The 26,515-nt window shown below is 50.1% G+C and carries 29 protein-coding genes; 7 read left to right on the top strand and 22 right to left on the bottom strand.

The window, feature by feature from the left end; genetic code table 11:
* Positions 1-75: 75 nt before the first annotated feature.
* Entirely contained in the window at positions 76-1,497 is a 1,422-nt protein-coding gene (lpdA, locus tag ACX1DY_RS10370) for a dihydrolipoyl dehydrogenase (RefSeq protein ID WP_458964117.1), read from the bottom strand.
* A 168-nt stretch (positions 1,498-1,665) separates the two neighbouring features.
* On the opposite strand from lpdA, the gene ACX1DY_RS10365 reads away from it, so the two are divergent.
* The gene (locus ACX1DY_RS10365) at positions 1,666-1,971 is read left to right on the top strand and encodes a DUF2627 domain-containing protein (RefSeq protein WP_458964116.1); all 306 of its coding nucleotides are present in this window, start codon (positions 1,666-1,668) and stop codon (positions 1,969-1,971) included.
* Between the two features lie 92 nt (positions 1,972-2,063).
* On the opposite strand, the gene ACX1DY_RS10360 is transcribed toward ACX1DY_RS10365, so the two are convergent.
* From ACX1DY_RS10360 to ACX1DY_RS10350, 3 genes are read right to left on the bottom strand one after another with little or no spacing between them, the layout of a single operon-like run.
* Positions 2,064-3,911 (bottom strand): ABC transporter ATP-binding protein, encoded by a 1,848-nt coding sequence (locus ACX1DY_RS10360; protein ID WP_458964115.1) that lies wholly within the window; start codon positions 3,909-3,911, stop codon positions 2,064-2,066.
* On the bottom strand, positions 3,892-5,637 hold the full coding sequence (locus tag ACX1DY_RS10355) for an ABC transporter ATP-binding protein (RefSeq protein ID WP_458964114.1): 1,746 nt from the start codon (positions 5,635-5,637) through the stop codon (positions 3,892-3,894). Before ACX1DY_RS10355 ends, ACX1DY_RS10360 begins: the two co-directional genes overlap by 20 nt.
* A gap of 18 nt (positions 5,638-5,655) precedes the next feature.
* On the bottom strand, positions 5,656-5,850 hold the full coding sequence (locus ACX1DY_RS10350) for a hypothetical protein (protein WP_458964113.1): 195 nt from the start codon (positions 5,848-5,850) through the stop codon (positions 5,656-5,658).
* A gap of 195 nt (positions 5,851-6,045) precedes the next feature.
* Here ACX1DY_RS10350 and ACX1DY_RS10345 point away from each other — a divergent pair, with 195 nt between their 5' ends.
* On the top strand, positions 6,046-6,615 hold the full coding sequence (locus ACX1DY_RS10345) for a thymidine kinase (protein WP_458964112.1): 570 nt from the start codon (positions 6,046-6,048) through the stop codon (positions 6,613-6,615).
* Between the two features lie 70 nt (positions 6,616-6,685).
* Here ACX1DY_RS10345 and ACX1DY_RS10340 read toward each other — a convergent pair whose 3' ends face one another.
* Both ACX1DY_RS10340 and ACX1DY_RS10335 read right to left on the bottom strand, forming a co-directional pair.
* Positions 6,686-6,940, bottom strand: a complete 255-nt coding sequence (locus ACX1DY_RS10340; protein WP_458964111.1) for a putative signal transducing protein — start codon at positions 6,938-6,940, stop codon at positions 6,686-6,688.
* Between the two features lie 46 nt (positions 6,941-6,986).
* The gene (locus tag ACX1DY_RS10335; protein ID WP_458964110.1) at positions 6,987-7,505 is read right to left on the bottom strand and encodes a DinB family protein; all 519 of its coding nucleotides are present in this window, start codon (positions 7,503-7,505) and stop codon (positions 6,987-6,989) included.
* Positions 7,506-7,642: 137 nt separating this feature from the next.
* Here ACX1DY_RS10335 and ACX1DY_RS10330 point away from each other — a divergent pair, with 137 nt between their 5' ends.
* The 4 genes from ACX1DY_RS10330 to ACX1DY_RS10315 all read left to right on the top strand — a co-directional run bounded on the left by ACX1DY_RS10330 (position 7,643) and on the right by ACX1DY_RS10315 (position 9,716).
* Positions 7,643-8,311, top strand: a complete 669-nt coding sequence (locus ACX1DY_RS10330; protein WP_458964109.1) for a hypothetical protein — start codon at positions 7,643-7,645, stop codon at positions 8,309-8,311.
* Positions 8,289-8,816 (top strand): accessory gene regulator ArgB-like protein, encoded by a 528-nt coding sequence (locus tag ACX1DY_RS10325; RefSeq protein ID WP_458964108.1) that lies wholly within the window; start codon positions 8,289-8,291, stop codon positions 8,814-8,816. The genes ACX1DY_RS10330 and ACX1DY_RS10325 overlap by 23 nt, the downstream gene beginning before the upstream one ends.
* Before the next feature lie 137 nt (positions 8,817-8,953).
* Positions 8,954-9,298 carry a LytTR family transcriptional regulator DNA-binding domain-containing protein gene (locus ACX1DY_RS10320; protein WP_458964107.1) on the top strand — a complete coding sequence of 115 codons (345 nt, stop codon included), beginning with the start codon at positions 8,954-8,956 and terminating at the stop codon, positions 9,296-9,298.
* A gap of 238 nt (positions 9,299-9,536) precedes the next feature.
* Entirely contained in the window at positions 9,537-9,716 is a 180-nt protein-coding gene (locus ACX1DY_RS10315; protein WP_019909694.1) for a sporulation histidine kinase inhibitor Sda, read from the top strand.
* 90 nt (positions 9,717-9,806) lie between these two features.
* Here the strand turns inward: ACX1DY_RS10315 and ACX1DY_RS10310 are convergent, their stop codons facing one another.
* Positions 9,807-10,898, bottom strand: coding sequence for a hypothetical protein (locus tag ACX1DY_RS10310; protein WP_458964106.1), 1,092 nt, complete (start codon positions 10,896-10,898; stop codon positions 9,807-9,809).
* Between the two features lie 41 nt (positions 10,899-10,939).
* Complete coding sequence (locus ACX1DY_RS10305; RefSeq protein ID WP_019909691.1) at positions 10,940-11,248, bottom strand: hypothetical protein; 309 nt, start codon at positions 11,246-11,248, stop codon at positions 10,940-10,942.
* Positions 11,249-11,476: 228 nt separating this feature from the next.
* On the opposite strand from ACX1DY_RS10305, the gene ACX1DY_RS10300 reads away from it, so the two are divergent.
* Complete coding sequence (locus ACX1DY_RS10300; RefSeq protein WP_458964105.1) at positions 11,477-12,301, top strand: FlxA-like family protein; 825 nt, start codon at positions 11,477-11,479, stop codon at positions 12,299-12,301.
* 211 nt (positions 12,302-12,512) lie between these two features.
* Here ACX1DY_RS10300 and ACX1DY_RS10295 read toward each other — a convergent pair whose 3' ends face one another.
* The 14 genes from ACX1DY_RS10295 to nusB all read right to left on the bottom strand — a co-directional run bounded on the left by ACX1DY_RS10295 (position 12,513) and on the right by nusB (position 26,122).
* A complete protein-coding gene (locus ACX1DY_RS10295) occupies positions 12,513-12,803 on the bottom strand; it encodes a MazG nucleotide pyrophosphohydrolase domain-containing protein (RefSeq protein WP_458964104.1) in 291 nt (96 codons plus the stop codon).
* Positions 12,800-13,594, bottom strand: a complete 795-nt coding sequence (locus ACX1DY_RS10290) for a hypothetical protein (protein ID WP_458964103.1) — start codon at positions 13,592-13,594, stop codon at positions 12,800-12,802. The genes ACX1DY_RS10295 and ACX1DY_RS10290 overlap by 4 nt, the downstream gene beginning before the upstream one ends.
* A gap of 119 nt (positions 13,595-13,713) precedes the next feature.
* On the bottom strand, positions 13,714-14,529 hold the full coding sequence (gene spo0A, locus ACX1DY_RS10285; protein WP_458964102.1) for a sporulation transcription factor Spo0A: 816 nt from the start codon (positions 14,527-14,529) through the stop codon (positions 13,714-13,716).
* A gap of 197 nt (positions 14,530-14,726) precedes the next feature.
* Positions 14,727-15,860, bottom strand: coding sequence for a SpoIVB peptidase (spoIVB, locus tag ACX1DY_RS10280; RefSeq protein WP_458964101.1), 1,134 nt, complete (start codon positions 15,858-15,860; stop codon positions 14,727-14,729).
* Between the two features lie 114 nt (positions 15,861-15,974).
* Complete coding sequence (gene recN / locus ACX1DY_RS10275; RefSeq protein ID WP_458964100.1) at positions 15,975-17,702, bottom strand: DNA repair protein RecN; 1,728 nt, start codon at positions 17,700-17,702, stop codon at positions 15,975-15,977.
* A gap of 76 nt (positions 17,703-17,778) precedes the next feature.
* Positions 17,779-18,228, bottom strand: a complete 450-nt coding sequence (gene ahrC / locus ACX1DY_RS10270) for a transcriptional regulator AhrC/ArgR (protein WP_458964099.1) — start codon at positions 18,226-18,228, stop codon at positions 17,779-17,781.
* A gap of 31 nt (positions 18,229-18,259) precedes the next feature.
* On the bottom strand, positions 18,260-18,736 hold the full coding sequence (locus tag ACX1DY_RS10265; RefSeq protein WP_458964098.1) for a hypothetical protein: 477 nt from the start codon (positions 18,734-18,736) through the stop codon (positions 18,260-18,262).
* A 230-nt stretch (positions 18,737-18,966) separates the two neighbouring features.
* Positions 18,967-19,857, bottom strand: a complete 891-nt coding sequence (locus ACX1DY_RS10260) for a TlyA family RNA methyltransferase (RefSeq protein WP_458964097.1) — start codon at positions 19,855-19,857, stop codon at positions 18,967-18,969.
* A gap of 47 nt (positions 19,858-19,904) precedes the next feature.
* Positions 19,905-21,809: a 1-deoxy-D-xylulose-5-phosphate synthase gene (gene dxs, locus ACX1DY_RS10255; RefSeq protein WP_458964096.1), complete on the bottom strand. Its 1,905-nt coding sequence runs from the start codon at positions 21,807-21,809 to the stop codon at positions 19,905-19,907.
* A gap of 99 nt (positions 21,810-21,908) precedes the next feature.
* Positions 21,909-22,850 carry a polyprenyl synthetase family protein gene (locus tag ACX1DY_RS10250; RefSeq protein WP_458964095.1) on the bottom strand — a complete coding sequence of 314 codons (942 nt, stop codon included), beginning with the start codon at positions 22,848-22,850 and terminating at the stop codon, positions 21,909-21,911.
* Entirely contained in the window at positions 22,837-23,094 is a 258-nt protein-coding gene (xseB, locus tag ACX1DY_RS10245) for an exodeoxyribonuclease VII small subunit (RefSeq protein ID WP_458964094.1), read from the bottom strand. Before xseB ends, ACX1DY_RS10250 begins: the two co-directional genes overlap by 14 nt.
* Positions 23,078-24,451, bottom strand: a complete 1,374-nt coding sequence (gene xseA / locus ACX1DY_RS10240; protein ID WP_458964093.1) for an exodeoxyribonuclease VII large subunit — start codon at positions 24,449-24,451, stop codon at positions 23,078-23,080. The genes xseB and xseA overlap by 17 nt, the downstream gene beginning before the upstream one ends.
* 9 nt (positions 24,452-24,460) lie before the next feature.
* Entirely contained in the window at positions 24,461-25,324 is an 864-nt protein-coding gene (folD, locus tag ACX1DY_RS10235; protein WP_458964092.1) for a bifunctional methylenetetrahydrofolate dehydrogenase/methenyltetrahydrofolate cyclohydrolase FolD, read from the bottom strand.
* Positions 25,325-25,672: 348 nt separating this feature from the next.
* Complete coding sequence (gene nusB / locus ACX1DY_RS10230; RefSeq protein ID WP_458964091.1) at positions 25,673-26,122, bottom strand: transcription antitermination factor NusB; 450 nt, start codon at positions 26,120-26,122, stop codon at positions 25,673-25,675.
* Positions 26,123-26,515 lie beyond the last annotated feature (393 nt).

Below are 26,515 nucleotides of genomic sequence, written 5' to 3'. Positions count from 1 at the left end.
CGGTATGGAGCTATTTAGACGCATAACGCGCCTTAAGCTCCCTCCGGCATTCGCTTCTTAGGCCTTGATCGTTTGCTAAAATCCGATTGCTCTTCCATCCACGGCCAGCATAGCTTCGCCGATAACCTCGGAGAGCGTCGGATGGGCATGAATCGCCTCGCCAACCTCCCAAGGTGTGGCATCCAGCAGCTGCGCCAGCGCTGCCTCGCCGATCAGATCGGTGACATGCGGGCCGATCATCTGTACGCCGAGAATATCGCCGCTGGCACGGTCGGCAACCACCTTGACGAAGCCGTCCTTCATGCCGTAGACAATGGCTTTGCCGATGGCCGAGAACGGGAACTTGCCCGTAACCACATCAGCCCCAAGCGCCTTGGCCTCTTTCTCCGTGTATCCGACGCTTGCTACCTCAGGCCGTGTATACACACAGCGTGGTACCAAATGCGGATGATACGGATGGAGCGTCTCTCCCGCCAGATGCTCTACCGCACGGATGCCCTCGTGGCTGGCCGCATGGGCCAGCTGCAGTCCGCCGATGCAATCGCCGATGGCATAGATATGCGGCTCTGCCGTCTGCATGTTGTCGTTAACTTCAATGACACCCTTGTCAAAATGAATATCCGTATTCTCAAGTCCGATATTCTCTACATTGGCGACTCTGCCGACAGACACCAGCAGCTTCTCCGCAGACAAGCTCTGGCTCTGCTCCCCTTTGCGGGCCTCAATGGTGATCCCCGATTCCGTAATTGTGCAGGTCTCAGCATCCACCGTTGTTCCGGTCAGCACCTTGACGCCGCGTTTCTTCAGCAGACGTTGCAGCTCACGGGCAACCTCTTCATCTTCAAGCGGCAAAAGCTGCCCGGCGGCTTCCACCACCGTGACCTGCACCCCGAAATCCGCCAGCATCGAGGCCCACTCCACACCAATGACTCCGCCGCCCACAATGATAATCGAAGACGGCAGTTCCTCCAGCGTCAGCGCTTCTTCACTGCTCAGAATCACCTTACCGTCCGGCTTCAGCCCCGGCAGCACGCGCGGACGGGAGCCTGTAGCGACAATGAGATTGGTTGAGACCACCGTCTCCATCTCGCCATCCTCCAGCTCCACAGCCACCGCGCCGCTGCGCGGAGAGAAAATCGAAGGCCCGATAATGCGCCCCTTGCCCTTAACCACCTGGATTTTATTTTTACGCATTAGAAACTGTACGCCTTGATGCAGCTGCTCCACCACAGCCTCCTTGCGGAGCTGCACCTTCGGGAACACCAACTGCACTCCGGTTGTTTCTATGCCGTAGCTCTCACTTTCTTGTATCTCAGCGTATACCTCGGCACTGCGCAGCAGCGATTTGCTGGGAATGCAGCCGCGGTGCAGACAGGTTCCGCCCAGTTTGTCCATTTCGATGACCACGACGGATTTCCCGAGCTGTGCTGCACGGATTGCCGCCACATATCCTCCGGTCCCTCCGCCAAGTATGGCCACGTCACATGAAATAGTCATGATATGTATCCTCCAGTTCTTACTCACAAGTCTAAACAGCCTATACCATTGTACTCTCTTTTACATCCATAACAAAACTTACAAACGTCATATATACATGGACTTTTATTGATTAAAGCGTTATCATATGGGTGAATTCAGAGGCATCAAAAGATGAGGGGGACGCTAATGAAACTGCTCATTTCACGCTTTATTGCTATTCTGATTCTGGTTGTTCCCGGCCTGCTCGCAATGAAGGGCTTCCTGATGATGAAGGATGATATCTTCAATTACATCTCCATGCACGGCGACGACAGCGCCACGCCGATGTTTGCCTGGCTGCATTTCGGCGGCGGACTGCTGCTGTTTCTGGCCGGAATGAGCTTCCTCGGCGGCTGGATTCTGACTCGTGACCGCAAGCGCAATTATGTGGGCCCCCGGTTCAAGGAGAAGCAAAAAGCCCAGCAGCCCCCTTCACCGGACGCCACGGTTTGACCAAGAGACACAATCTCCACCAAGAGAACATGGAACCTTCACAGTGTATTTTTTAGGCAGCTCTGAATAAACCCGGACTTGCCTTTTTTATTCTACCCCGTCGCTGAATCCGTAGACCCCCGCACCAGTTCACTATACAACCCGCCCTGCTGCAACAGCTCTTCATGCGAACCCTGCTGCAAGAGCCGTCCGCCCTGAAGCACCAAAATGCGGTCTGCAGCACGGATAGTGCCCAGACGATGGGCGATCACGAAGCTGGTCCGGCCTTTCATCAGTGCTTGCAGCCCCTCCTGAATCTTGATTTCGGTCACAGTATCAATGCTGCTTGTTGCTTCATCCAGAATCAGCATGGAAGGATTGGCGAGAATGGCCCGCGCAATAGCCAAAAGCTGCTTCTGCCCCTGGCTGATCCCGCTGCCGTCCACAGACAGCATCCGCTCATATCCGCCCTTAAGCCTCATAATAAAAGAGTGGGCATTAGCCAGCTTAGCCGCCGCCTCCACCTCCTCGTCAGTGGCATCCAGTCTGCCATAACGGATGTTGTCACGGATCGTTCCCCTGAACAGGAAGGAGTCCTGGAGCACAAAAGCCATGTGGCTCCGCAGGCTCTCACGGCGAATCGAGGACAGGTCTTTGCCATCCAGCGTAATGCTTCCTTTGTCCGGATCATAGAAGCGGGACAGCAGGCCGATCAGCGTGGTTTTGCCTGCCCCTGTAGGACCGACCAGTGCGATCATCTCTCCGGGCTTCGTCTCAAAGCTGATATCCGCAAGCGTGTCTGCCTCACCGTCATAAGAGAACGATACGCCGGAGAACTTCACCGCGCCTTCTACATGCGCAAGCGATACCGCCGCACCCTCATCCTTCGCCTCGGCCCCTTCATCCAGCACTTCGAATACCCGCTCCGCACCAGCAATCGCCGACAGCAGCGTATTCCACTGATTCGCCAGATCATTCAGCGGACGGGTGAACTGGCGCGTATATTCCACGAAAGCGATTATCACTCCAACCGTAACCAAACCCTGGATTGCCAGCAGGCCGCCAACTCCGGCGACAATCGCAAAGCTCAGATTATTCAGGCCGTTCATCAGCTTCGGAATGAAGCCGGAAATCGCCTGTGCCCAGTACCCCGACAGCATGATAAGTGTGTTGCGCTCGCGGAAGCCGGCAAGGACATGCTCCTCCTGCGAAAAAGCCTTGATGATCCGCTGCCCGGACAACGTCTCCTCAATGAATCCATTAAGCTCGCCCATATTGCGCTGTCGCTCCTTAAACAGCGGACCCGTTCGCCGCGTAATCCAGCGCATACCGAGAATCATCAGCGGCACTACGATGAAGGTTAGCAGCGTGAGCAGCGGGCTAAGCCACAGCATCACACCCACCGTCCCCAGCAGCGTCAGCACACTGGAGAAAATCTGAATGGCCGAGCTGTTCAGCGTAGAACTGATATTTTCAATATCATTGGTCAGACGGCTCATAATTTCCCCCTGCTGCCTGCGGTTGAAGAAAGAAATCGGCAGCCGGTGCAGATGCGCGAACAGGTCGGTCCGCATCCGGTATACCGTCTCCTGGGCAATCTCGATCATCCAGATATTCTGCAACCAGGAGGTTAGGGAATTTAGCACATAGACTAGGGCAAGCGTTACCAGGAATATTCCCCAGCTTCTGCCCCCATTCCCTTCCAAATAATGATCCACCGCTCTGCTGATCAGATACGGTCCAAGAAGGGCCAGACCAGAGCTGAGCAGCACCATAACCAGCACTAGCGTAAGCTTGGCTTTACGTTTCGCCAAATAGCTCCAGATTCTCCGGAGTGTGGCCGACCAGTTCTTGGCCTTTGCTTTGGGCTTGTGCCCTCCCGGTGAACCGAAGCTCCGGGCGTCTCCAAGCCCAAGGCCCAGCTTCGGATGTCGGAAAGGCTCAATTAATGCTCTGAACATGGTGAGCCTCCTCTCCGGTCTGAGATTCAAAAATTTTCCGGTACAGTGTGGATTTCGTCAGTAGCTCCTCATGCGTACCTTGCGCTATTAAACGGCCTTCATCCAGCAGAAGAATAAGGTCGGCAGACACCGTGGAGCTGATTTTTTGCGTAATGAGCAAAGTGGTGCAGGACATCCTTTTCAGTTCGGTAAGCAACCGCCCCTCGGTTACTGCGTCCAGCGCGCTGGTGCTGTCATCCAGAATCAGAATCGCCGGTTTCCTTACCAGTGCTCTGGCTATCGTCAGCCGCTGCTTCTGCCCACCCGAGAGATTGACTCCCCGCTGCCCCAGCATGGTGTCATAGCCATGCGGCAATTCTATTACCGTATCATGGATTTGCGCCGCCGCAGCCGCTTGTTCAATCTCCTCCTGGGTAGCTTGCGGATTGCCCCAGGCAATATTCTCCCGGACCGAGCCGCTAAAGAGCAGTACCTCCTGCGGCACATAACCGATAGCTCCGCGCAGCTTCGTGACATCCAGCTCCGTACTCGGTATCCCGTCAATCCGGATCATTCCTGTATTCTGTTCATACAGACGGGGAATCAGCCCGACCAGTGAGGATTTGCCCGAGCCGGTTGCCCCCATAATCGCCACCCGCTTTCCCGGCTGCACCACAAAGGAAATCTCCTCCAGGATGGCAATGTCACTGTCCGGGTATTTGAAGCCCACTTGCTCAAACTCAACTTTGCCCCGAATGGGTGACGACTGTATCATCGTATCCGCAACGTTATCCATTGAGCCCAGTTCATCTGCCGACATCACTTCCTGAACCCGCTGCGAAGACGCCCGTGCCCGGGAAAAGGTTGCCATAATCCAGGACAGCGCCGACAACGCCCCAATCGTTCGCAGAGAATAGTTGATTACAGCAACCGTCTGTCCCAGCGTCGCATCCCCGGAGGAAATCTCAATTCGTCCAAACCACAGCACCAGCAGAATACCAGCATTCACAATCAGCATTATGAGCGGGGCCGAGGTTTCCGTAAGACGCAGCGCAGCTACTGTAGACTTCATCAGTTCCCCGCTGAATGCGGCAAAACGGCTAATCTCATGGCTCATACGCACAAACACACGGATTAACCGGATGCCGGTAAGATTCTCCTGAATAACACTGTTCACCCCATCCAGCCGCATTTGCACATTGCGGAACAGCACCGAAGCTCTCCTCATTACCCAGACCAGAAACAGGATCAGCACGGGGAGCGTCACAGTCAGCAGCAACCCTAGCTTCACATGCACCACCAGCGACATAATGACACTTCCCGCTACAACAAGCGGTACACGCGTCATAAAGCGCAGACCCATAAAAATCGTATCCTGAAGCTGTGACACATCCGCTGTAAGGCGCGTGATCAGAGAAGAAGTAGGGAACTTCCTGAACACTGCATAGGTGAAGGACTGCACCTTCTCATAGAGCTGCCCGCGCAGATCAAAGGCAAAGCCCTGGCTGGCATGAGACGCAAAAAAAGAGCTGAGCACGCCTGCAATAAACGCCACCACCGCGCTTATTACCAGCACACCCCCCCACAACCAGACGGTCATAATATCTTTTCCCCTGATCCCGTCATCAATAATCTTGGAGATCAAGAGAGGCTGAGACAGCTCCACCACCAGCTCGATCAACATCATCACCAGTGCGGCAGCAGCAGCTACCCTGTATTTCTTGAGATAGGAAAAAATGATGTTCATCAGCGTTACCCCATTTGTCTATTCGTAGAGCGCATCCCGCAGGCGTGTGGACATGGATGTGGACTGCCCTTTCAAAATGGCCCGGCGCAGCGCCTTGTTGCTGCGGTTCATTTCCGCCAGCTCATCCAGCATCTCCGTCAAAAGGCTTAACGTATCCGCAGTCAGTTCCCCATTTTCTTGCAGCGCCGCTATTCTCTCTTTGTAACTTTCCAAGTTTTCTGTCACCTGTAAGCCTTCTTTCTGTGAACATTCTCTGTCCTAATGCATAACCCGCGTTAATTATAGCATCCTTTGCCTATTCCCCGAAATGATTTCGCTGGCTACTTTTAGGGCGAGTATGATACTCTATTTAAGTCGCATTTTTCGGATGATGATACATCAGGCTGATTAACGAAAGGATAGATGGACGTGGCACAGTTGTTTTTCAAATATGGGGCAATGAACAGCGGCAAATCCATTGAGATACTCAAGGTTGCGCATAATTACGAGGAGCAGGGCAAATCGGTGCTCATTTTCACTCCATCCATTGATGACCGGGACGAAGTCGGGTATATCTCCTCCCGCATCGGACTGCGCAAGCAGGCTATCCCTATCGACGAGAATACGGATATCTATGATATTGTCAGCAGGAACCTGCCCAAACCCCACTGTGTATTGATAGATGAATGTCAATTTTTGACCAAAGACTGCATTCTTCAACTGGTACGGATTGTGGATGAGCTGAACATTCCGGTGATGGCCTTTGGACTGAAAAATGATTTCCAGAATAATCTGTTCGAAGGCAGCAAGTACATGCTGATCTACGCCGACAAAATTGAAGAAATGAAGACGATCTGCTGGTTCTGCGAACGCAAGGCAACGATGGCGCTGCGCGTCGAGAATGGCAAACCCGTCTACAGCGGCAAGCAAATCCAGATTGGCGGAAACGAAGCCTACTACCCGGTATGCCGCAAATGCCACAAGAACCCGCCGCTCTAAAATAGTGCAACGCAAAAAGCATTCCTACGCCCCGCTTTGGGGTGGAATGTTTTTTTTTGGATGAGGGATTCTAACGTATCGCCTGTGCTGCACGGTGCTCATCTTCCTTGCGTACGTAGAGATCATGCTGAACGGAAGTTTTTCCGCTATAAAGAGCGCGCTGGCCCAAGGCTTGCATTCCCCCGTTTATTTTGGAACGATGCGGAATGCCTTGAGAAGTCAGGCGGCCCTTGGCTCGGAAATATTGCGCCTGATCGAATGTAGTATATAGCAATGTACGCTCTCTCGGTATGAAGAAATGCAGTATGGCTTTTAAAAAGCTCACCGGCAAACTCCTCCTCGCAGTTCCCCTGGCGTTTTAGCACCAAACTCTAATTCAAGTAACGCTCCTTCAGAACGCCCATATGATGCAGTTCATGCCCGATGATGACACAGGCGATCGCTCTGACGGAAATAGAAGCATTGCTGGCTGTTCCCATCCGGGTCCAGACTTCTTCAGGCAGACTCTCCAGCAGAGCAAGTGTGGACTGCCGTACCAGCTTGTAATGCTGTACCATTTCTTGCAGCGTGAACCGGTCAAACTCCCCCGCCGCCGCATAGCTATTTTCATCATATCCAGGAAGCGGTGCTTGCTCACCTCTAGCAATAGCAAGCAGACGATAAGACATAATGCGGTCATTGTCGGTCAGGTGGCCGATCAGTTGCTTGATGCTCCATTTGTCCGGCGCATACCGGTAGCTTCCCTGCTCCTCGGTCAGTCCACCCAAGAGCTCAAAAATCAGATTGGACTGCACCCTAAGAATGGTTGCCAGATCCCCTTCGGAAGGCACCAAAGAGACATAACGGGCCGTATAATCATTGTATTCGCTTCGTTCTGGACGCTGGTTCATAGAATTGCCCCCTCTATCAATTTTTTTAATAAAATATCTGACGAAAAAGCAAGAAATACTGTTGTTGTATTTTATTTCATTATGTATAATATTTGCAAGATTAAATAATAGTTACTCTGATCTTTGGGAGTGTATGCATGCTGGAATTTGTGCTTTATATGGTGTTTTCGGTACTAGAAACATACGCCATGTTTTATCTTGCTTTTAAAGTATTCAAGATTGACATGTATGTCAAAGAAACTATATTTGCCAGCTTGCTTATGGGATTTATTTCTTATGTACTTCGCCATGACTATGGTTTAATTCTAACAGATGTTGTAATTCAATATCTATTAACCTTCTTTTTTATGTGGCTGCTATTTAGAATTCATATTTTCTATGCTGCCATTATGAACGGATTAACTTATCTCTCCTACATGTTAATTCAATCCACATGTTATTTGATAATGAAATTTACTGGATTGTATTCTTTAAACTTCCCTTTCACTTCAGTTGGAATTTATATATTACAGGTTGCTTCTGCAGTCACTGCACTTATAATTGCTTCATTTATCAGTAGAGGAAGAAGAGGTTTCGACTTTGTCCCTGATAAACAAAATGAAAAAGTAAAAATCAGGTCACGTGAAGTTAAAATTTTTGCTTTTAGTGTCCCTTCAATTTTCATCGTTTTATTAATGCTATCATTAACTAAAAATTATTCTCAATTTTTCTTTTTAATGCCTCTTGCATATGGCATTCTGTTGTACGGTTACTTATCTCTGTCTTACATAAAGGATCGAAGCGATGATGAACTTATTAGCAAATAGAATTGCAATTGCAATAAAAAATGCTAACTCCGAGGATACGCACTCCGTTGAGGTCATGCAATATTCATTAAGTATTATCCTAAATACTTGTTTAATTATAATAGCAACCGCAATTATTGGTGGCGTTACAGGACATTTTGGAGAATCTCTCACTTTTCTTTTTTGCTTCTCGTTACTCCGTCTAGCTTCTGGAGGATTTCATTTAAAAACCGCTACAGCCTGCAATATCGTTACAATTTTATTGAGCACACTTTCTCCTTACCTGATCGTTTTTTTGGGACCCTGGCTTTGGATATTAAATTCAATCAGTTTTTTAATTATTATTGCCTTTGCACCCAACCCTGACAAGAATGCCAGAATACCACTTCAAATATATCCTACTTTAAAATTAATTTCCATTATTCTGGTAAGCTCCAATTTTTTAATTCATTCGTCTGTTATAGGTTTGGCTTTTTTAGTTCAATCTTTAACAGTGATTCCATGGAAAAGGAGGGAATTACAATGAAAAAAACGATTGCCAAGCATACCTCTTCTGCTCTTGCAGCATCTGCCCGTTTTTTTGTTTCAATCATGAAACCAGCATTTTACAGTCCAGAAGCCCCTAAAGAACTGCGGAAGTAATCATACAAGGATGGGGAGAACATGCGGGTCTTGCTAAACGACGGAGCCTCCCGGGATATCCGGGAAGAAGATATATTGTATTTCTCCAGCTATAAGAATGCAATATTCGTCCATACGAAAGAAGGCGAGTTTGTTCTCCCTACTACACTTTCAGATCTTTTGACTGCTTATAAGGGCAATGGCTTTGAACGTCTTGACCGAAGCAATGTCGTAAGTCTCAACCAAATTGACTGTTATGACTCCGAACGAAAGATTGTTACGTTTCAACAGGGAGAACAATTTGCTACAGTATCGGAACCTAATGAACCACGGCTCAAACGATTTTTAGCTTCTCGAAAGAAAAATTCATCCGAATCATCAAAATGATGCCTTTAAAACAACAAGTCCGATACCGCTCAGGTATTGGACTTGTTGTTTTGACCAGCAAAGTACTTTTATACATATAAAAGTTAAAATAAACCAAATATTATCCCATAATAGCCATGAATTGTAAAGAAATATTCGCAGGGCGAATGCCAGGGGACGGATCGTCTTCCAAATGGTACCATTTAGGATAGGTTGCAGTATTTTTACAATCTACTAAAATAACCGATGGAGGAATCTAATGGATTATTACTTTCATCCTTCTCCGCGCCCCTCATCCCTGGAGCTATTGTCTGACGAACAATTGTTGAACATCTACGAATTAGCGGTGGAGGCTAACGCTTCACCTGATTTTATTGAGATTATCCAAACCGTTCTCACTGGAAGAAAACTGAACGGTACCGATCACTTGGATGCTTAATCGTTATTATTTCAGCACTCCCACATATACACCTTTCCAAGCGCAAAACAGCCAGCCTGCACTTTATTGTGTAGACTGGCTGTTTTATTGTTATTTTACAGGAACGGATGTAATGGATACCTGGGTTTTGGAAGAGGAGAATGTCGCAAAAAAAGCCTTCTGTGCTGCAGCATCATACCCTATGAAGTGAGCCGTACTGTTTGCGGCAACCGCTGGTGCAGGCTGATTTGACAATACGCTACGACCAGTCAGATCATACAGTGACCAGGTGTTGGTCAGCAAATTCTTGACATACATCTGCGAGCCGAAGAGTTCACTCTCCCAGCCGGAAACTGCATCGGCTTTCTCTTCAAACGTACCTTTCAGCATCACAGTTGAGGCTGCGGTCTGCAGATCAATCAAGCTTAGCAGCGGCTGCTCCTTACCAGAATCGGGGTGCTCAACGTTAGCAGGGAACGGGTCTTGATACCACCAATTCGTAGTCACCGCAAGCTTGCTGCCCGTGATCTGGAGATTCAGAAAGGGGTTCTGATCAATCTCAAGTGTACGCTGCGACTTATCTTTCATATTCACAATAGTTAAATACCGCTGGCTGCCCATAATCACTGCACCGTCATATTCCAGTACAAGATAAGGTGAAGAAGAAGCTCTCCAGTCTATCACATTGGAATATTCATAAGCGGTATCCTTGTAGGTAGAGTCAAATGACGTTTCAGCCTTGAGCCAAGGTGCTTTATAGACGGAGAACAGCTTATCCCTTTGCACCCACACCTGTTCAGGCGTATTTGCTGCTGAGGAAGTCCACTGGGCTCTTCCCTGCTCACCAAGCGGAATGTTGATGAAGCTCTTCTGCAGCAGTCTTCCGTCTGTGGAGAAGCTATATTTCAGAATCTTCCGTTCCTTCGAACGGGTTAGGACAATTATTTTATCCGGATGGCTTAAGGTTTTCACATCGAGGATCGGCTCGTCAGCGCCTATGCTTAGATTAAGCGTTTGTTGTGTTCTAGTATTCAGTAGAGTACCATTCAGTACTACATTTCCCCCGCCCGCAGCTACAATACTAGTTCCGTCAGTAGTCAAGACCTTATGGGAAAGCTTGAGAACGGTGGCACCTGAAGCCGAGACCGGGGAAGCAAGGAGCACAGCAGAGATAAAAATAATAAAAGCCGTGAGTTTACGCATGTAACTTCTCCTTTTGTACCCTGAAACAAGACAATGAAGAACTACTCGATGAACTCCGTTTTGAAGACATTTTCCAGCTTACCGCCCAATCTTTTTTTCAGCGGAACCTTAACGTCACGGCTCAATTCCTTGAAAAAGGTGTCCGCGTCGCAATTCACATTCTGCGCCATCGCGATGATGATTCCGTCACTCACGATATTCTGGTTCACTTCAAGCGGCACATCCACTTCAATGTCATATTTCTTGGTTAATGTTCTGATGTATCTTGCGAAAATCTCCAGCAGCTCTTCGTTGTTAAAATTCTCTATCGCCGCTTTGCCTTTGCTGGTAAACTTCATGTTGATTCTCATTATGGAATCCCCCTCTTCTGTGTTTGTTTGTGGATCAAGATGAATAAATGGCTACAAGAAAGGGCAATATTATTCATTTTCAAAAGCTGACAGTCACTTCACTTCTAATCATAACACAACAGAACAATTCATGTTTCATAATAACAGTTATTCCCTTAATCAATTTGGAATAGTTGCCGATATAGCTTGTACATGGTAATAAATTCTTTAAATTGGGAGGAAATCCTTGTGACATCAATCTCATCCATATCCAAAAACTCTACCCCTGTCCCCTCCACCAACTCTCAAGCCATTCCAAAATCAAGAGACAAGGAAATTCAAAGTCTGATCGAGCGAAAATCCCAGCTAAATGAACAAATTGAAGTGGTCAGATCCAATGAAACGATGGATAAAAAGCTGAAGCAGGAACGTATTCAAGCCCTGAGAACATCCATACAGGAAACTGATGCCCAGATCGCCCAGATCAAAGCCGAGGAAATGCAGGAAAAAATCGAAAAAGCCCAGCCTAAAAAAGAGGAAACCAAAAAGCCGGAAGCAAACGCTGAAGTAAGTCCTGAAACAAGTGCCGTTGCCCAGTCAATGAATGTGATCATAAAGAGCCACACCACCTATGACCGTCTGGGCAAGCTCGTTGGGCTCAACAAGCAGATGGAAAGCTCGATTAAGCCGATACAAGGTGAAATTAAGTTGGAAGAGGATCGCCTGTCCAATAATCCAACAAATGATATTGGCAGACCCCTAATGCTGGAGAATGCGGAACGGACTGTTCTTCAATCCAAAAGGGAGCATATCCAGGAAATCAACTCAAGCATAAACGGCATCAACAACAAAATCGGAGAGTTAGTATCCGACCTGAAGGACAACAACAACGAAGCCTCCGCAATAAAAAATGGCCCAGCCTCACTCCACCCCACCGAGGATAAGGACGACAAGGATGTTAAAAATAAATCCTCCATAAGCAAAGACAAAGACGGTACTGATAAGGCTCAAGCATCCAGCTCAAAAACAGAGCCAGCAGCTCCCGCTTCGCCGTCGATTGATATTCGGGTGTAGCAATATTTAGAAGTACATAAGGAGTCTGCGTAAAAAACAACACCCGCTGCAGTATTGCGATCTTATTGATCGGTGCTGTAGCGGGTGTTTGGGTATTATGAGTTTAAAGGAAAACATGAATTCCATGTAGTTTCTTTTATCAATTATTCCCATCCATCCTGAATGGGCCTAGCACTCGTATTCCATAAGCTTAACAGGCAATGATAAACTCCTATCTCCACGTTCTCTGTTCATTTATCTCCATCTTACGCTTGAATGCATGATTAAGGTCAATGCCTAGCTTGTTGGCTAGATCAAATATATTCCATACAACATCATACATCTCGAACCCCAAGTTTTCTTTCTTTTCAGCATCAGGATGGAAAGAGACACTTAAAATTTCCTTCGCCAGCTCTCCAACTTCTGTCATCAAATATAGCGTCCTTTGTTCAATTGTGCTCGTATCGAACCCTTTAATCTTACTGTATTCACTTACATACTGTTGAAACTCTGATGTGTTCATTTCTCTGCTCCTTCAAATATACCATTCCTATCCACCCTAAAAAGAACCATACTATTCCTAGAATCGATTCCTTGAGAATAACCCTGATCATGAACCTCAATAGTTTGCACTGAGATAGAATAAAGACCAGCAGTAAGTACATGACTTTTTTCAAAGTCTCTTAAAATATCCTTGGCTTGTGGAACATCTTTAGTTTGTTTGTAAGTATTAAAATCAAAATTTAAATTGATTACACCTGGATAACCATGACCTTCTTTTTCTAAAGAATTTGTCAGTTTAGGTAAAGAGCTTATGGTATCTATGTTTTGGGTACGTCTAAATACTTCTACAAGTTCATCCTCCTGTTTGGGATTCATCTTAACATTAAGATAATAATAGAAGTTTCCTTTCATTTTATCGTACTCATGCTCCGACTTCTTCATTAAATCATACTTGTTAATTAGTTGTTCTGCTACCTTAATTACATCCGGATGCTGTTCAATATAAGCTCCTTTATATAATTCAAAAAATACATTGTCACTTTCTTCCTCTTTAATTTTGTAAATATCACGTTCTATCGCAATAAAAGCAGTAGCATGGTACGGCTTTTGGATTTCAATAGCTGTCTGATGTTCAATACCCTCAAACCAATTATTATCCCATGTTAGAAATTCAAATTTTTCATTCAATCCATATTTTTCATGTAAATAAATTCGGACAGGAGTTTTCAGGTCCTTTTCTGTAACACATCCACTTAATGAAATTAGAGATATGACAATCGTTAAAAAAAACAAAAAATATTTCCTTTTCAATGTCAAAGTTCTTCCCATCTTCATTGCATTATGTAGAAATTTCTAAAAAATACCGCCTTTCTTGAATTAGTTCAATCCAAGAAATAGCGGTATTATTTATTTTACTCATCCTTACCCTTTCAAGACACCTTATGCTCAATCCGCAGCTTGTCTGCAACCATGGCAATAAACTCCGAGTTAGTCGGCTTGGATTTGGAGATGTTAATGGTGTAGCCGAACAGATGGCTGATGCTGTCGATGTTGCCGCGGGTCCAGGCGACTTCGATGGCGTGACGGATGGCACGCTCGACGCGTGACGGTGTGGTTTTGAATTTTTCGGCGATGGCCGGGTACAGGGTCTTGGTGATGGCACCAAGGATCTCGATATTGTTGTACACCATTGTAATGGCTTCGCGTAAGTATTGGTAGCCTTTGATATGCGCAGGAACACCGATTTCATGGATGATCGAGGTAATGTTCGCATCCAGATTTTTGCCCTTGGAGAGCGGTACTACATTACTCGCTCTGGAGCCGGAATAGCTGGTCACGCCGGATGATGTGCTCATGCTGCCCTGTGTGCCGACAAGCTGACGCACGCGGTTGGCCAGAACCTCCATATCGAACGGTTTCAAAATATAATAAGATGCTCCAAGCTGCACAGCACGCTGAGTAATGTTCTCTTGACCGAAGGCGGTCAGCATGATGATCTTCGGCTCCGGCTTCAAATCCATATCGCGCAAGCGCTCCAGAACACCTAATCCGTCCAGGTGCGGCATGATGATATCAAGGATAAGGACATCGGGGATTTTGCGGGCTTCGCTTAGCATTTGAAGCACTTCTTCCCCATTATAGGCGATGCCTGTTACAGTCATATCTTCTTGTTCCGTAATGTACTCGGCAAGCAAATTCGTAAACTCCCTGTTATCATCTGCCAACAACACTTCAATATTCTGCACTGGCTGCTTCCTCCTTAATTATCTCTGCTATTCGAAAATAACATTTATCTTCGCTCCTTTACTGTTTCGACATGCCATTTGAATATCCTTCTGTCGAAAATTATTTTTCTTTATTTTTTTTCGGCATTAGATTATAATTAAATATTTTGTTTCATCGTTCGATCTTTCTCGTTGCCCTTCGACAAAAAATCTTAAGGCTAAACCGCCTTAAGATTATAGGGAAGATTATATCCTTGCTGGGCAACGCCGGAATCCTTAAGCATCCATTCGATGAAGCAGCCATAACCCGATTTGGGATCATTGACGAAGACATGGGTCACTGCACCAACCAGACGGCCATTCTGCACAATTGGGCTGCCGCTCATGCCTTGAACTATACCGCCGGTCTTATCAATCAGCCGGGGATCGGTAATGCGCAGCACCATGCCTTTGGTGGCAGGTCTGTCTTGACGGGCGACATGAATGATTTCCACGTTGAAGCGCTCAACCTGCTGTCCGTCTACAACCGTAAGAATTTGTGCCGGTCCTTCTTTGACCTCATTGCTCATGGCGACCGGAATAGGCTCCTGGTACAGACTATGATCCGGGTTGCGTGTCATTTTACCGAAAATCCCGAAATCAGTGTTGCTCTCCACATTTCCTAGAACCTGGCTCTCCTTCAGGAATTGGGCCCGCTTCTCTCCGGGATCTCCGTCCTGGCTTTTGGAAATGGAGGTGACGCTGGATTGAACAATGTGTCCACTGCCGACAACAATCGGTGTTCCGGTATTCATATCCGTGATGACATGTCCCAGCGCGCCATACACTCCCTGCTCAGGAGCATAAAAGGTTAAGGTGCCTACACCTGCTGCAGAATCGCGGATATACAGACCGAGCCGCCACACTTTGTCATTGCGGTCATACGCCGGCTTCAGCTTCGCTGTATGCTCTTTCCCGGCACGCTTGAATACAATGGTGAGCGATTCATTTGCTTTGCCTGCACGCTCCACCAGCTTGGCTACCTTGGATACCTCGTCCAGCTTCACACCGTCAATGGAGATCATAAGATCACCGGGCAGCAGCCCGCTGTTCTCGCCGGGTGACAGCTTGGATTCATGCGATACTTCAATCAGATGATGGCCTACAACCAAAACGCCTGCGGACTTTACTTTCACACCAATGGTCTGGCCTCCCGGGATGACCTTAAGGTTCCGGGTCTCCCCCTGAACGGCTCGGTCAGGCGGGATATCCAGCGGTGCGGCATAGCTCTGAAGAGGTCCCGTTATGCCCGATAAGCTGAGAAAGAAGGCTAATAAAAGGCCGGGTATTAACTTCCTGAGGTTCGGGTTCAATGGCTGTCACGCTCCCTTTTGCTTCTTTCGCTTGACGAAAAAGGTGGTCGCCAATTGCGTACCTATAAGATAACCTTGCCCCCAGGCTTTTATTACTGTCAATCATTGTCCCGCTTACCCTGCAGCCGCTTTGCTGGCCTCGGCCAGACCGAGCATTTCCTGTGCGTGATGCAAGGTTTTTTCGGTAATTTCCACACCGCCCAGCATCCGGGCCAGTTCCATCACCCGGCCATCATCCGATAGCGATTCGACTTCGGTCATCGTGCGTCCGTCCTCGACTTTTTTGCGGATCAGATACTGATGGTCGGCCATGCAGGCCACCTGCGGCAGATGGGTAATGGAGAACACCTGACAGGTGGACGAGAGCTTGTACAGCTTATCGGCAATCGACTGGGCCGCACGTCCGCTGACCCCGGTATCCACTTCGTCAAAAATCAGAACGGGAATGGCATCATGCCGGGCAAAAATACTCTTCATCGCCAGCATAATCCGCGACAGCTCCCCGCCGGAGGCAATCTTGCCCAGAGGTCTCAGCGGTTCGCCGGGATTCGGGGAGATCATGAACTCTGCACTGTCGATCCCCTGCCGGGTCAGCCGGTAGCGGCGGTCCTGGTATTCAACGCCCCGCGGGTCCTCCAGCGTATCCATTTTGACCTGCAGCGAGGTCCGTTCCATCTGCAGATCCTTCAGCTCACCCTCAACCTGGGCCGCCAGATCAGTTGCGCATTGCCGCCGGGCCCCGCTTAATGCTTCGGCCGCCTCCATTAGCGTATTCAGAAGTCCGTCCCGCTTCACCGTCAGCTTCTCGATATACTCATCCTTGTTCTCCAGCAGATCGGTCTCCCGGCTAATTTGCTCATAATAGGCCAGAATCTGCTCCACGCTGTCCCCATATTTGCGCCGCAGGCCGGAGATCAGATCCAGACGGTTCTCGATATCCTCCAGACGCGCCGGGTTGAACTCAATATCCTCCCGGTAATCGCGAAGCTGAAAAGCGACATCCTCTAGCTGGTAATATGAGGACTGAAGCTGATCGAACACAGCCCGCAGACCCTTTTCATCATAACGTACCGCATCCTCCAGCTTGGAAATCACATTGCCAATCAACTCCAGACCCTGCCGGTCATACAGCAGCTCGTATGCGCCAGAGACGGAATCCATCATTTTCTCGCTGTGGGATAGTTTGACCCTTTCTTCGGCAAGTAATTCATCCTCACCCGGTTTTAGTCTGGCGGAAGAAATTTCCTCCAGCTGAAAACGGTATAAATCAAGCATCTGGTAAGCCTTTTGGCTGGATTCCTGCAGCTCGCGGAGCTCTTTTTCCACCTTGGCAAAAGCGGTATATTTCTCTTGATAGTCCGCCTTAAGCGGTCCGATTACAGCCTCACCGTATGTATCCAGCAGACCCAGATGGCGCTCCGCCTTCAGCAGATTCTGGTGCTCATGCTGCCCGTGAATATTCACAAGCTGCTCGCCAATTTCCCGCAGCATGCTGAGATTCACCATTTGCCCGTTGACGCGCGAGGTGCTTTTGCCAAGGGAGGTGATCTCACGGCGGATAACCAAGTGCTCTTCAGGCTGCGCTGTGATGCCCAGACGCTCCAGCGTTTCCCATACGGGATGGCTGACAGGCAGACTGAACAGCGCCTCCATCTCGGCCTTCTCCGTCCCGTAACGGATGGAATCCGCAGAGCCCCGGCCACCGACCACGAGCCCCAGCGCATCAATGATTATGGATTTACCTGCTCCGGTCTCCCCTGTAAGCACATGAAAACCGGGATAAAAATGCACATCCACCGCTTCAACAACGGCGAGATTGCGGATCGACAACGTTTCTAACACGAATACAGCACCTCCGAAAAGATGTATGCAGAATGTATGTTATAACAAGGTAAGCGGTACTGCTGATAACAACGTACTAGGAAATATACCCCATGATCTGTGAAATGACGTTTTTGCTGTCCTCCGGCTGGCGACAAATAATCAGGATGGTATCATCGCCGGAAATGGTCCCCATAATCTGCGGCCAATCAATATTGTCAATCAGCGCTGCAACAGAGTTAGCCGTTCCCGGAAGGCATTTCATCACCACAAGGTTGGCGGAATAATCAATATGCACAAAATTGTCCACCAGCACGCGCTTCAGCTTCTGCGTCGGGTTATAACGCTGGTCTGTAGGCAGGGAATATTTGTAGCGGCCGTCGTCCATTGGGACTTTGATCAGCAGCAGCTCCTTAATATCCCTTGACACTGTAGCCTGGGTTACCTGGAAGCCGGCCTCGCGCAGCGCCTCAACCAGATCATCCTGCGTCTCAATTTCCTGTTGCGTAATGATTTCACGTATTTTAATGTGCCTGTGTCCCTTCATTGTTGCCTCCCATATTTTAAAAGTTTGAGCCTTAATTGGATTCTCCATCGTCTTTGCCGAGCTTGATCTCATGGATCACGGAGGTGGCGGTGTTGACATACAGCACTCCGCTGCATTCAGGATAGATCAGCAGATAGGGCAGCAGGGCGTCGCGAAGTCCGCTTCCGGTAAGCTCCAGTGCTTTGCGCGGGCGAGACAGAATCACCAAATAGAAGCGGTCTCTGTCTTCTTCCTTGCTGGCCACGTAATCAATGAACAGCCTGCTGTACATGGAGGTCCCATCCACCTTGAAGGACAAGGGGATTTTCAATTTGCCGCCAATCACTTCATAACCTGCCGCTTCCAGCAAGTCGATGGATGGTGAGGGCAAAATGTCCTTGTTGATCGGCACCCGGTCCTTCATAAAAGAACGCGGAGAGCTTTGCAGCCATATGTAAAACCGGTAAATGACAAATATTGCGACCACCAGTCCAATTAACACCATCACGGCCTGATCCGAGCCCGCCAATTCCATCACCTCGGTGACTAATTCGCTTGAGGGCCGGTGAAATCCTGCTTATTACAGCCTAGTTTGCCCAGAATTCGCAGATGGGGGGACAAGGGTCTAGTCGTACTGCGGGGAATGTTTGGATTTCCGGCCGCTACCGCTCCTCCAATTCCAAACTTCCCCTCCGTACTTCTACCCTTGTTTATGTTTTTTAAGTACAGTTTAAAAAGACTGGATTAAGCAAAAGAAACTCATCGTTTCTTCGATGAGTTTCCAGAGTTACTGACTTTGAAGGTGTTCGCGGCTTCCCCGATCACTGTATCGGCGAGCGCTGCGAAATCCTCCGGCTTACGGCCCCCGGCTGCATCATGCTCCCCTGCTGCAGTCTCCACAGTATCGGGAAGCAGCTTCCAGTGTGCCAAAAACTCTATATTCCCTTCCCCGCCGGTGATCGGAGAAAAGGTTAAGCCTTCCAGACGGTAGCCCAGCTCTGCGGCCATGCCCAGCACATTCATCAGCACTTCCTTGTGGACAGCCGGTTCACGGACTACGCCGGATTTGCCTACCTTTTCCCGTCCGGCCTCGAATTGCGGCTTGATCAGCGCAGCAATATCTGCCGGACGATTAAGCAGCGCCTTAAGCGGCGGCAGGATAATCTTCAGGGATATAAATGAGACATCTATGCTAGCAAAATCTGGTACAGGCCCTTGCAGATCAGGAGGCGTCATGTAGCGGAAATTCGTCTGCTCCATTACAGTTACCCGCTTATCATTGCGCAAGCTCCAGTCCAGTTGGTTATAGCCGACATCAATAGCGTAAACATGGCTCACTCCATTCTGGAGGGCACAATCGGTAAAGCCGCCTGTAGAAGAGCCGATATCCAGCATGGTACGCCCGTTCAGATCAATGCCAAACTGCCGCAGCGCCTTCTCCAGCTTCAGTCCGCCCCGGCTGACATAAGGGTGCACTGCACCTTTAACCCTCAAGGCAGCACTGCGCGGCACCTTCATGCCGGCCTTCTCAATCCGCTCTTCATCTGCAAGCACAAGACCGGCCATAATGGCGGCCTTGGCCTTCTCGCGGCTCTCGTAAAAGCCTTGTTCCACTAACAATACATCTATCCGTTCTTTTGGGTGTTCCATGGTCATCTCCTGATTGTTCTTCATGTTACCGCTTCGACGTTCCTGCTTCAGGAGGTTGAAGTTGTCTTGTAGGAATACGCGCTTAATGCCTTCATCGCCTTAATCCGGCCCATTACGGCTTCAACGGTAAGTCCGGTCTCCTGGCGCTGTTCCTTAACGGAGCCATGTTCGACAAAAACATCCGGTACGCCCATCAATTGAACCCGCGCATCATAAATTTCATGCTCCGCATAAAATTCAAGCACTGCACTGCCCAGGCTTCCCGCCTGGCTGGCTTCTTCCAGCACGATCATTCCGGTTCCGGCCCCAGCCAGATCCAGCAGCATGGAGCTGTCAAGCGGCTTCAGGAACCGTGCATTGACAACGCCCACCTGAATGCCCTCACGCTTAAGCTGCTCCGCTGCTTCCTCGGCCACCTGAACCATCGGGCCGCAGGCCAGCACAGCATAATCATCGCCAGGGCGCAGGCGCTCCCAGGAGCCAATCGGCAGAACCTTCAGCTCGGCATCCAGCGCGACCCCTGTTCCGTTAATGCGCGGATAACGGTAGGCAATCGGCCCGTCGTTATACTCAAGCGCCGTCTTCATCATATGGCGCAGCTCATTTTCATCCTTCGGCATCATCATTACCATGTTGGGGATGTGCCGCATAAAGGCGATGTCGTATACGCCCTGGTGTGTCTCGCCGTCGGCGCCCACAAAGCCCGCACGGTCAATGGCGAACATAACATTGGCGTTATGACGGCAGATATCATGTACAATCTGATCATAAGCCCGCTGCATAAAGGTCGAGTAGACGGCGTATATCGGCTTCAGCCCTTCCATCGCCAGCGCCGCGCAGAGTGTAGCTGCGTGTTGCTCGGCAATGCCGACATCAATCATCCGGTCGGGAAACTCCTTGGCGAACGGGAACAGACCGGAGCCGCCCGGCATCGCCGGAGTCACAGCAATGAGCCTCTTGTCTTCGCGGCCCAATTCAATCAGCGTCTCGCCGAACACTTCGGTGTACATCGGAGTGCCTACCGCCTTCAGGGACTGACCGGATTCAATCTTGTAAGGGGAGATGGCATGCGATTTATAGAAATCGGTTTCAGCAGGTTTGTAGCCTTTGCCTTTCGTGGTCAGAACGTGCACCAGGACAGGCCCGGATACATTATCCGCCTGATGGAAGGTATCAATCAGCTTCTCCACGTCATGGCCGTCAACCGGTCCAAGATATGTAAAGCCAAGCTCCTCGAACAGTACGCCTGGAACCATCATATATTTAAGACTGTCCTTCACATTCTGGGCGGTCTTGGCCAGCCTTCCGCCGATGGCAGGAATTTTCTTGAGCAGGCCTTCTACTTCATCCTTGGCCCTCAAGTAATGGCGGTCCGAACGGATTTTGCTCAAATAATTGTGCATCGCCCCTACATTCGGAGCAATGGACATCTCGTTGTCATTCAGGATAACCATCAGCTTACGCTGTTCATGGCCGATATGGTTCAGCGCTTCAAACGCCATCCCGCCGGTCAGCGCCCCATCCCCGATTACAGCGATAACCTTGTTGTCCTCGCCTTTCAGGTCACGGGCCATCGCCATCCCTATTGCTGCGGACAGGGAGGTGCTGCTGTGTCCGGCCTCCCATACATCATGCTCGCTCTCTGAGCGTTTCACGAAGCCGCATAATCCGTCCTTTTTGCGCAGCGTGTCAAAACGGTCCTGGCGTCCGGTCAGAATCTTATGCACATAAGCCTGATGGCCAACGTCATAGATCATTTTGTCCCGAGGGCTGTTATAACAGTAATGCAGGGCCAGCGTGAGTTCCACTACCCCGAGATTCGATCCGAGGTGTCCGCCAGTTACCGTAAGCTTCTCGATCAGAAACCGGCGGATCTCCTCCGCAAGGGTAGCCAGCTCCTCGACTGACAAAGATTTAAGTTGCTGCGGATCATTTATTTGTGGAAGCAGCACGAGTATTCCCCGCTTTCCTAGATGTTGTAAATTATATATAAATCCCATTATAACACAAATGAAACGGCCGTCGAAACACAGCCGCTCCAGAATTTGATGCTAATGATCGCGCGCCATAAGATATTCCGCAATGTCCAGCAGACGCGTATTGTCCTGAAAGCCGCCTTCCAGCACTGCATTTCGCGCAGCTTCCGTCAGTCTCTTCACCTCTTCGCGGGAGGCTTCCAGCCCGATGAAATAAGGGTAAGTGACCTTTTGCTGCTTGATGTCGCTGCCTGTTTTTTTGCCGAGCTTGCCCTCGTCGCCAACGAGATCAAGAATATCATCCTGAATCTGAAAGGCCAGTCCAATGTGGGTCCCAAAATCACGCAGCGCTTCGAGCTGTCTGTTGTCCGCACCTGCAATCCGTCCGCCAGCCATCAGGGAGAAAATGATCAGATCCCCCGTCTTATGACGGTGGATATACTGCAGCTGCTGCAGATCGGTAAGCCCCTGCTCGCCTTCCATATCGGCGATCTGGCCTCCAACCATGCCGCGCGGCCCGGACATTTCAGCCAAGTCCTCAACGACGGAAAGTACACTTTCCGCAGAAGCGCCATGTCTCCGGGAAGCCTGGACCACGCTGTAAAAAGCATGGGTAAGCAGCGCATCCCCAGCCAGAATAGCGGTAGCCTCTCCGAATACTTTATGGTTTGTCAGCTTGCCGCGCCGGTAATCGTCATTATCCATAGCCGGCAGATCATCATGGATCAGCGAGTAGGTATGTACCATTTCAATTGCCGCAGCTACCGGCAGCGCCGCCTCGCGGCGGCCTCCTAACGCTTCACAGGCGGCAACGACAAGCAGCGGGCGCAGGCGCTTGCCACCGGCCTGCAGCGAGTAATTCATTGCATCCTTCAGCTTGCCTGGAACCTGCCACTGCAAAGGGAAGGTGCTCTCCAGCTCATTCATGACCAGCGCGCTGATCTCGGCGATATATCCGCTCAACGGCTGACGCTTTTCAGCACTCTCCGCTTCCGGCATCTGCTCAAATCGGCTCATCGCTGTCACCTTCCAGCCGGGCACCGAACGGTTTCTTGCGCAGCTCCCCGTCCATCTCAGTGATCATTTCGATCTTGCGCTCCACCTGCTCCAGCTTGCTTCCGCAAAGCTGCGACAGCTTCATGCCCTGCTGGAACAAATCAATTGCCTTCTCCAGGGGAACGTCGCCATGCTCAAGCTCACGCACGATTTCTTCCAGCCGTTCCATCGCGCCCTCAAAATCCAGTTCAGCTTCCTTCGCCATTCGTTATGCCATCCTCCTTCATTCCCCATACCTGACAGCTTAGCTGTCCGTCATTCAGCTTTATGTTGACCACATCGCCAAGCTCTACTTCCTTCAGCGATTTGATTAAATGCTCTTCCTTCTCGTCGTAGACGAGGCTGTAGCCCCGCGACATCACCTTAAGCGGGCTGAGCGCATCGAGCTGGCGCAGCTCGGCTGCGAAGCGCGAGCGCTTCTCCTGCAGGCGCGCCTGCATCGCACCCGCAAGCTCGCGGGTGATGCTCTCTGTGCGCTGCCGGGCCGCATTGACACTGCCCAGCGGGTGGAACCGCTGCAGGCTGTGATGCAGCACGGCCTGGCGCTCCCGCGCGCGGCCGTGCCGGGTCTCTGCTGCGCGGCGCAAGGCCGCGCGCAGCATGTCCAGCCGCTGCGCGTGCTGGGCCAGCTGGCGGCGCGGGCCGACCAGCGCCAGCGAGCGCTGCAGCGAAGCCAAGCGCTCGCCGCCGCGCTGCGAGCGGCGCAGCAGCCCTTGCCGCAGGCGCTGCTGCGCTGTGCGGAGCTGCGCCGCCAGCTCGGCGGCGTGCGGCACAGCCAGCTCGGCCGCCGCCGTAGGGGTCGCCGCCCGAAGATCGGCGGCGAAGTCGGCGATTGTGAAGTCGGTCTCGTGGCCGACGGCCGAGATGACCGGAATGCCGGAGGCCGCAATCGCCCGGGCTACGGCCTCCTCGTTGAAGGCCCACAGCTCCTCCAGGGAGCCGCCGCCACGGCCGACGATGAGCACGTCGGCCTCACCCATGGCGTTCAGGTTCTGGATGGCCTTCACAATGGAAGGCCCCGCGCCTTTGCCCTGCACCAGTACGGGGTAGAGCACAATTGCCACCTGCGGGAACCGCCGCTGCAGGGTGATAATGATATCCCGCACAGCCGCGCCCGTTGGGGAGGTTACTACCCCGATACAGCGCGGAAACCGCGGCAGCGGCCGCTTGCGCGCCGCTGCGAACAGTCCTTCCAGCTCCAGCTTGTTCTTAAGCTGCTCATAGGCCAGGTACAGGCTTCCGATTCCGTCGGGCTGCATATGCGTTGCATAGAACTGGTACTGCCCGTCCCGCTCATATACAGTCACATTGCCTCTGGCAATGACCTTGGCGCCTTCCTTGGGGACAAACGGCAGCCGCTGGTTATGGGATGCGAACATAATGGACTTAATCCGGCTGCTCTCATCCTTAAGCGTGAAATACATATGCCCGCTGCCGTGGTGCGTAAAATTGGAGATTTCTCCGCGAACCCACACATCGGAGAGAACCACATCCGAATCCAGCTTCATGCGGATATAACGGTTAAGCTCTTTTATCGAATAGACCTGCCGCTCTGCCGCCATAAACCGGGCCTATTCCTTATCCAGGCCGCGGCGGCGTTTCGCTGCAATCAGCGTATTGTTCATCAGCATCGTAATCGTCATCGGTCCAACGCCGCCCGGCACAGGTGTAATGTATCCCGCAACTTCCTTGGCGCTCTCATAATCCACATCTCCAGCCAGCTTGCCGTTGTCCAGACGGTTCATTCCAACATCAATGACAACCGCACCCGGTTTCACAAAAGAACCGTCAATGAAGTTGGCGCGGCCGATAGCTACGACCAAAATATCCGCTTGGCGGCTAAGCTCGGCGATGTTCGCGGTACGCGAGTGGCACATCGTTACCGTAGCATTCTCGCGCTGCAGCAGCAGGGAGACCGGTTTGCCGACGATGTTGCTGCGGCCGATAACGACCGCATGCTTGCCGGACATTCCGGTGCCGGTCCGCTTAATCAGCTCGATCACGCCGGCAGGGGTGCAAGGGAGCAGGCTGTCGTCCCCGATGACCAGATTGCCCACGTTGATCGGATGGAAGCCGTCAACATCCTTTTCTACCGCGATAGCATTAATTACTGCCTTCTCGTCAATATGCTTAGGAAGGGGAAGCTGAACCAGAATACCGTCAATTTCATCACGGCTGTTCAGCTCTTCGACGAGCGCCAGCAGCTCTTCCTGGCTAGTGGAAGCATCCAGTCTGTGCACTTCGGAATGGAAGCCCAGCTCTGTGCTCGATTTCTCTTTATTACGAACATAGACCTGAGAAGCCGGATCTTCACCGACCAGCACGACAGCAAGACCGGGCTTTACGCCCTGCTGAGCAAGGAAGGCAACCTCCCGGGCAATGTCGATACGAATTTCGTCAGATACTTGTTTACCGCTGATGATTGCTGCTGTCATGTAATTCTCTCCCCTTTGATCTGCTTTTGAGATTTTGCCTATACAGGTTGAACTATAGCTTTCATATTGGGGTCTGGTCGTAACTGCGGGGAATGTTTGGACTTCCGGCCGCTGCCCGTCTGCAGATTTCTTGATTATAACCGCTCTTCGCGGTAGAAATCCGCATACAGCCTATGCTTCCGATGCCAGCTTTCCTACGGAAAGCTCTCAGGCGGTCGCTACCGCTCCTACAGTTCCAAACTTCCCCTCCGTCACTTCGGCCCTTTTCATATTTTCTTTAGTTCAACTTATATAGCTTGTAATATTCTATCGTAAGTCCCGCCTTGTGAGCAGGCGACCAATCAAAACCTACAGTTCTGTCTTCAGTGTATCAAGCTCCTGAATCATCTTGCCCAGCACGCCGTTCACGAATTTACCGGAATCCTCGGTACCGAAATGCTTGGCCAAATCAATCGCCTCATTGACGGCAACCTTGGCCGGAACATCATTTGCAAATACCATTTCAAAGGTAGCCAAACGCAAAATCTGGCGGTCCACCCGGGAGAGACGGCTCATCTGCCAGCCCTTCAGGTAATGCTCCAGCATGTCGTCAATGGCCAGCTTGTGCTCCCACACGCCATTTACATGCTCCACCACATAAGCCTTCAGTTCGATTTCATCTGTAATGACATGCTCGGTCTCGTTCTCCTCCGAAGCTTCAGCAATCAGCATTTCTACCGCTTCCGCACTTTCCACATCATTCATTTCCATCTGATACAGGCTTTGGACAATAATTTCTCTCGCTAAACGTCTCTTCATCTGATCCTCCTACAATCTTCTTTCGCAAACTTATATTTAAAAAATCCACTTTCACGCGGGTCAGGCTGCCTAATTTCGTAAGTTCAGCTTCAATAATTGTATTTCCTGCAACTATTTTCGGCTTAATGGAGCAGATTCTATCCCTAATTGCATTTCGTACAATTAAAAATCAGAAAAAATCCATTTCTTACGCTAATGGCCGTATTTAATTGTGCGAAATACAGTTAAAACAGAAATGAAGCATAATTACGGAGTTTTAATTGCACAAACTGCAACTACACCGCAGAGGTACTATCTCGTCTTCAAAAACTCCCACCAAAACCCTTCTCCCGCAGAAAGCGGCATTCACAAAACACCATTTTCCTAGCAAATCCTAACTAAAAAAACCGCGCA

It is taken from the genome of Paenibacillus sp. BAC0078 (genome assembly GCF_054483875.1).
The sequence above is the reverse complement of the archived record's forward strand: the minus strand, read 5'-3'. Positions and strand labels throughout refer to the sequence as shown.